We start from the raw sequence: 4,936 nt of genomic DNA, 5'->3' as shown, positions 1-4,936 counted from the left end.
TTTGCAAGCACTTGAAGTCTACGACGCCAACACAATGCCATTCATCATCGGGTTTGCGCTGCTGCTTGTGGCCATGGCTTCATTGACATCACGTCGATCCGTCTCTGGATCCGCCATTTGTCAACATGACCTAACACTACAGTTGCATTCTTCTCTCCGTTGTGAATCAATTCGCTACCATGACACAGTGAGGGATCATGGATGGCGGGGTTGTCGATCGAAGAGACGCTGGAGCTTTGGGCTTGCTCGCTCCGTGAAGTAAAGGCTCGAATTCGGCCGCTGTTTACGCAGGAACGGGTTGCGGCATCGGCCGGTCATTTTCTCGACGGCTTGTTAGGTGAGGAACGGCGCAAGACGGGTTGGATGCGGGCCGAAGCGGCTGGAGATCCGGGCCCCTGGCGCCAGCAGGCGATATTGGGTCGTGGCCATTGGGATGCCGACGCGCTGCGCGATATTGTGCGGGACTACGCCGTGGAAACGCTGGCTGATCCCGAGGCGGTGCTGGTGATCGATGAAACCGGCTTTTTGAAGCAGGGCCACGCCTCCTGTGGGGTCGCGCGCCAATATACGGGGTCGGCAGGAAAGATCACCAATTGCCAGATCGGCGTTTTCGCCAGCTACGTCTCGCGGCACGGACATGCTTTTATCGATCGGGCCCTCTATCTCCCGAAAGCATGGGCTGAAGACCCGGTCAGAAGAAGCCGGACCCATGTGCCCGAGGCGGTGGAGTTCGCCACTAAACCTGCCATCGCGCGCAGCATGATCGAGCGCGTGCTCTCGGCCAATGCTCCATTTTCCTGGGTGGCCGCCGACAGCGTCTATGGCGTTGGCGATATCGAAATAGCGCTACGCCGCGCTGGTAAAGGCTATGTCCTGGGTGTCAGTTCCAAGCACGCCTTCAATTCCTGGGGGAAAGCCTGTGCCGTCAGCGGGACGGCCGGGAGCATCGCGGGAGATTTGCCGCCCGAGGCCTGGCAGCGTCTGTCGGCCGGCGCGGGCACCAAGGGCGAGCGGCTTCACGACTGGGCTTACCTTGATCTCGCCGATCTCGATGCTGGCGAATTCAATGCTGATCTCAGCGGCGTCTGGACCCGGGGCCTGCTGATCCGACGCAATATTGCCGATGGTGATCTGGCCTTCTTCACCACATGGTCGCCGCGGGGCACCAAGATGGAGACGCTGGTCCGCGTCGAAGGGCATCGATGGGCGATCGAAGACAGCTTCGAGACCGCAAAGAATGAGCTCGGCCTCGATCATAACGAGACCCGCTCCTGGCATGGCTGGCACCGGCATGTTTCGCTGGTCATGCTGGCCTTCGCGATGATGGCCAGCATCCGCCAGCAGGCCAATGCCGCGCCGCCAAAAAAAACGATGCGCAAGACGAGGGCAGAACGCCAGAACTGATCCGCTGGTCGATCCAGGAAATCCGGCGCATCGCGAACCGCATGGCCCAGCGTCAGATCCAGGCAACTCAAATCATCGCTTGGTCAACCTGGAGAAGAGCCCATCAAGCTACAGCAAGGCTCGTGCATATGCGGCTAAAATTGCAACTGTAATGCTAAGGTGTCTTATACTGGCTGCCTGATATGTGGAAAAAATTTTTGACATTGAGCGGTACTTCCTGCTGACATACGCCGTTCGTTTCCTTAGAGGTGCCAGACGTCAGCCGAGGGAAAAACATGTCGATATCGACATTCAATCCCCGTGCGACCTCATATAGGCGTGATGCGCTGACACGATTAGTTCCTCGGGCTGGCGCAGGGAGATTTCTCCCCCTGCGCCTGTAACTCTCTTTCTGGGAGCGATTTCGGCAGATACGATAGCTGGCTCAGAAGCGCATCTGGTAGCCGACCCGCATCCCAGTCTGCACACCGCTGCCAAGCTGGGCCTGCCCGACATCGAGATCGAACGAGACAACGCTGTTGGCGTTGATATCGTGACGATAGCCGACCGAGACAAAGCCCCGCGTGTCATTCCGGTCGATCCCCGAGTTGAAGCCAAAGGCTGCAAGGCCAGGAACATCGGACGTCCCCGAAACCCGGGCTCGATCTGCGCTCAGGTCATGCTCGATGCCTGCACCGAGCGACAGGCGGCCAACTTCCGAGACCCGCGTCTCACCTTCCAGCGCAAGAGTCAGCGTGGTGCGATCCATGGTCAGCTTGTCGTAAGATGCCAGCGTGTCCGACCCGGCCTCGGCATAGCCCGAACGCTCGGTGCGGAAATGGGTCAGACCGACCGATGGCGTCAACAGCCAGGTGCCGGACTGAACACCAAAGCCCAGGCTTGCATGGACCACACGGGTATCGAGATCGATATCACCGGTTGCGCGCGTGACATTGGTAAAGCCAAGACCCCGGGTGATGGTGGCATCCTGCTGCCCCCAGGCCAGCGCGGCGCTCCCTTGCCAGCCGGTACGATCAAGACCGCCCTGGCTGAACTCGGCCCAGAGGCTTGCGCCATAGCCATTGTCCGCGTCGATGGCGTCGGTGCCGAGGCTGTTGCCGAAGATCCCGATCGTGGCGCCAAGCGTGACCTGATCGCTCACACCGTAGCCATAGCTCAGCAAACCGCTGCGCGCGGTGCCCGAGCCAATCCCTTCGCCATTGTCAGAACCGGTCGAAAGCAGATTGCCGGAAATGCTGAAGCCGTTGCGACCCGCACCAACCAGGAAACCCTCGCCTATGAGTGCCCCGACGGTGTCCTGCTGCGCGGCGACCGCGATGGCATCGTCCTCGACGATCGCGCCCAGCGACAGGGCAACATTCGCCAGATCCTGCATCGTTGTCCGGTAGATGAAGGCATGCATCCGCCCGTCATCGGCTTGGGCCGCTCCAACAATGGTCCGCCCATCGTCAGAGATATCATAAGCAGTAGAGTCGCCGCGATTGTCTGACGTCAGCGTCCCGAGGTCTTCCACGCCATAAGTATCGCTCCAACGAACCGCTCTTTGCTCATTAAAGTCATTCACATCCTGCCCGACAATCACGCTGCCATCAGCCGTAACCGCATATGCAATTGCCGTAGTTGAATCAGTGGGTGCAATGGTCCTCAGCGTCTCAAGTGCTTGCATGCCGCCGACTGCAGTCCAACGGAATGCTCGAGAGCCAGGATCGTCGCTCGCGGACATCCCAACGACAACGTCGCCGTTCGCAGAAAGGTCGACCGCATGAGATACTCCAAGACCATCAGAACGCAAAGTTCCCAGATCAGTCATGCCGTTCCCTTCCTCCCAGAGAAACGCGCGATCTGATCCAATGTCATTGGTAGCTGTCCGGCCCACCACAAAAACACCATCGGCAGACACACCACTAACAAAAGAAGTACCAGCATTACCGGCTCTCAATGTCCCGAGGTCCGTCATTCTACCCCCCTCTTCCCAGCGGAAGGCTCGGTACGAAGAATTGTCAGTGGAAACCGTGCCCACGACAACACTCCCATCGTAGGATACACCAACAGCCTGTGAATTGCCTATGCCATCAGAACGCAGCGTTCCGAGGTCAGTCATCTGGTCATCTTTCCAGCGGAATGCTCGACGCTGTCCGCTATCAGTTTCGGCCTGCCCAACAACGACATGGCCATTTCCGGAGATCCGCTCAGCTTGAGCATAGCCACTGTCGTCTCCCCGCAACGTACCAAGATCCTCAAAACCGCCCGCAGCGGTCCAACGCAATGCTCGACTGCCCGCCCCACTTCTTGACACCCCTGAAGCTACAGTTCCATCCGCCGAGATACCTAAGAATAATGTTTGCACACTTCCCGTATGCAAGCCGACATCACACATTTCATTCAACGACGAAGTTGCACAGGCAACAGCTTGTGCTTCAGCGGTTGATACGCCACCGATCAACATTACGGCCCCAGCCATCATCGGCGCGAAGCTGACGATTCCTTTGGCAGATTTGACCATCCGCCCGCCGCGCAAAGTTTTCGACGAAGTTTTCAACATTGACATTTACCCTCCTTGGTAGTGCAGCCCTGTTCTAAGCCCCCGGTTTCAAACCAGAAGGGCAGGTTTTCCTTATTCAGCCCGCGACCTCTCTCGCGCTGACGGGCTCTGGCGTGAAAAGCCCAAGCCCGCCGGAATTGGGGGTCCAGCCCGGACGATCCAGCGCGGCCTTCAGGACGCGAAACCCCAAAGGGATGAAGGCCCAACTGGTCTGGCGACGGAACTGGCAAACCCGTCGCGAGGTCGAGATCGCCCCCTTTGAATACATCAACGGCTTTTACAACCCACGCCGCAAGCACTCGTCCCTCGGATGGAAATCACCCGTAGCTTTCGAACGCTGGGCCGCATAGCATGAGCACCTGACCGGAACAGAACCGATGCAGATCCAGCCTCCATCGCAGATGCCAGCTTGAATCACGCTCAAAGCCTGATCTGAACCCATTTTGTCAACACGACCTAGGTGTTTGATAGCCAGCCCTGAACCGCTGCTCCTCAAACTTAGGAGGGATCCTGGCACCCTAGAGCACGGACGCTGTGATCACGCAAAGCAACCAGTTCTTCGTCAACTGCATCGTTGATTCTACGCTGATTTTCGCGTTTGCGAAGAGTTTGACCAGCCAGCCAACACAGAAGGACCACGGGAATAGTCAGGTAGATGAGAAAGGCAGTCAAATAGCCGAACCCAGCTATAAAGAAAGAAACAGCAAGAATACCGCTAAAAAATGCACACAATATTAGTAGAAAAATTGCCATGACGTCATATCCCGAAGAAAGTACTGGGTGATCAGGAAGTAATGGTAGATACAGTAGTTAGACGGTCAGCATTTACGTCACATAGCACGGAATATATATCCTCTGGATCAACGAACTGATCTGCGATATTTCCCACCTTTAATGCCCCAAGGTTGTGCAATGGTCCGCGCGCCATGGAGCTATGGTCGAAAGTTGGTGACGCTCGATCAGGCGGCGGTTTGAAGTTGACGGAGACCG

At 57.4% G+C, this 4,936-nt stretch carries 3 protein-coding genes and 3 pseudogenes; 2 read left to right on the top strand and 4 right to left on the bottom strand.

Annotation, left to right across the window (positions count from 1 at the left end; all coding sequences use genetic code 11):
* Positions 1 to 201: 201 nt before the first annotated feature.
* A pseudogene (locus EP867_RS18815) lies at positions 202 to 1,585 on the top strand (IS701 family transposase).
* Positions 1,586 to 1,828: 243 nt separating this feature from the next.
* Here the strand turns inward: EP867_RS18815 and EP867_RS20350 are convergent.
* From EP867_RS20350 to EP867_RS19970, 3 genes and pseudogenes are all read right to left on the bottom strand, one after another.
* A complete protein-coding gene (locus tag EP867_RS20350) occupies positions 1,829 to 2,986 on the bottom strand; it encodes an autotransporter domain-containing protein (RefSeq protein ID WP_241656975.1) in 1,158 nt (385 codons plus the stop codon).
* Positions 2,987 to 3,205: 219 nt separating this feature from the next.
* Positions 3,206 to 3,781: pseudogene (locus EP867_RS20580) on the bottom strand (autotransporter domain-containing protein); the annotation flags it as partial.
* A gap of 241 nt (positions 3,782 to 4,022) precedes the next feature.
* Positions 4,023 to 4,214, bottom strand: coding sequence for a hypothetical protein (locus EP867_RS19970; protein ID WP_164888957.1), 192 nt, complete (start codon positions 4,212 to 4,214; stop codon positions 4,023 to 4,025).
* Between EP867_RS19970 and EP867_RS18805 the strand changes: the two are divergent.
* A pseudogene (locus EP867_RS18805) lies at positions 4,135 to 4,296 on the top strand (IS3 family transposase); the annotation flags it as partial. The gene EP867_RS19970 and the pseudogene EP867_RS18805 overlap by 80 nt on opposite strands.
* A gap of 434 nt (positions 4,297 to 4,730) precedes the next feature.
* Here the strand turns inward: EP867_RS18805 and EP867_RS20115 are convergent.
* On the bottom strand, positions 4,731 to 4,936 hold a 206-nt coding region (locus EP867_RS20115), incomplete at its 5' end, for a hypothetical protein (protein WP_206616387.1).

It is taken from the genome of Falsigemmobacter intermedius (genome assembly GCF_004054105.1).
In the GTDB taxonomy this organism is placed as follows: domain Bacteria; phylum Pseudomonadota; class Alphaproteobacteria; order Rhodobacterales; family Rhodobacteraceae; genus Wagnerdoeblera; species Wagnerdoeblera intermedia.
This window is presented reverse-complemented; position numbering and strand designations above follow the sequence as displayed.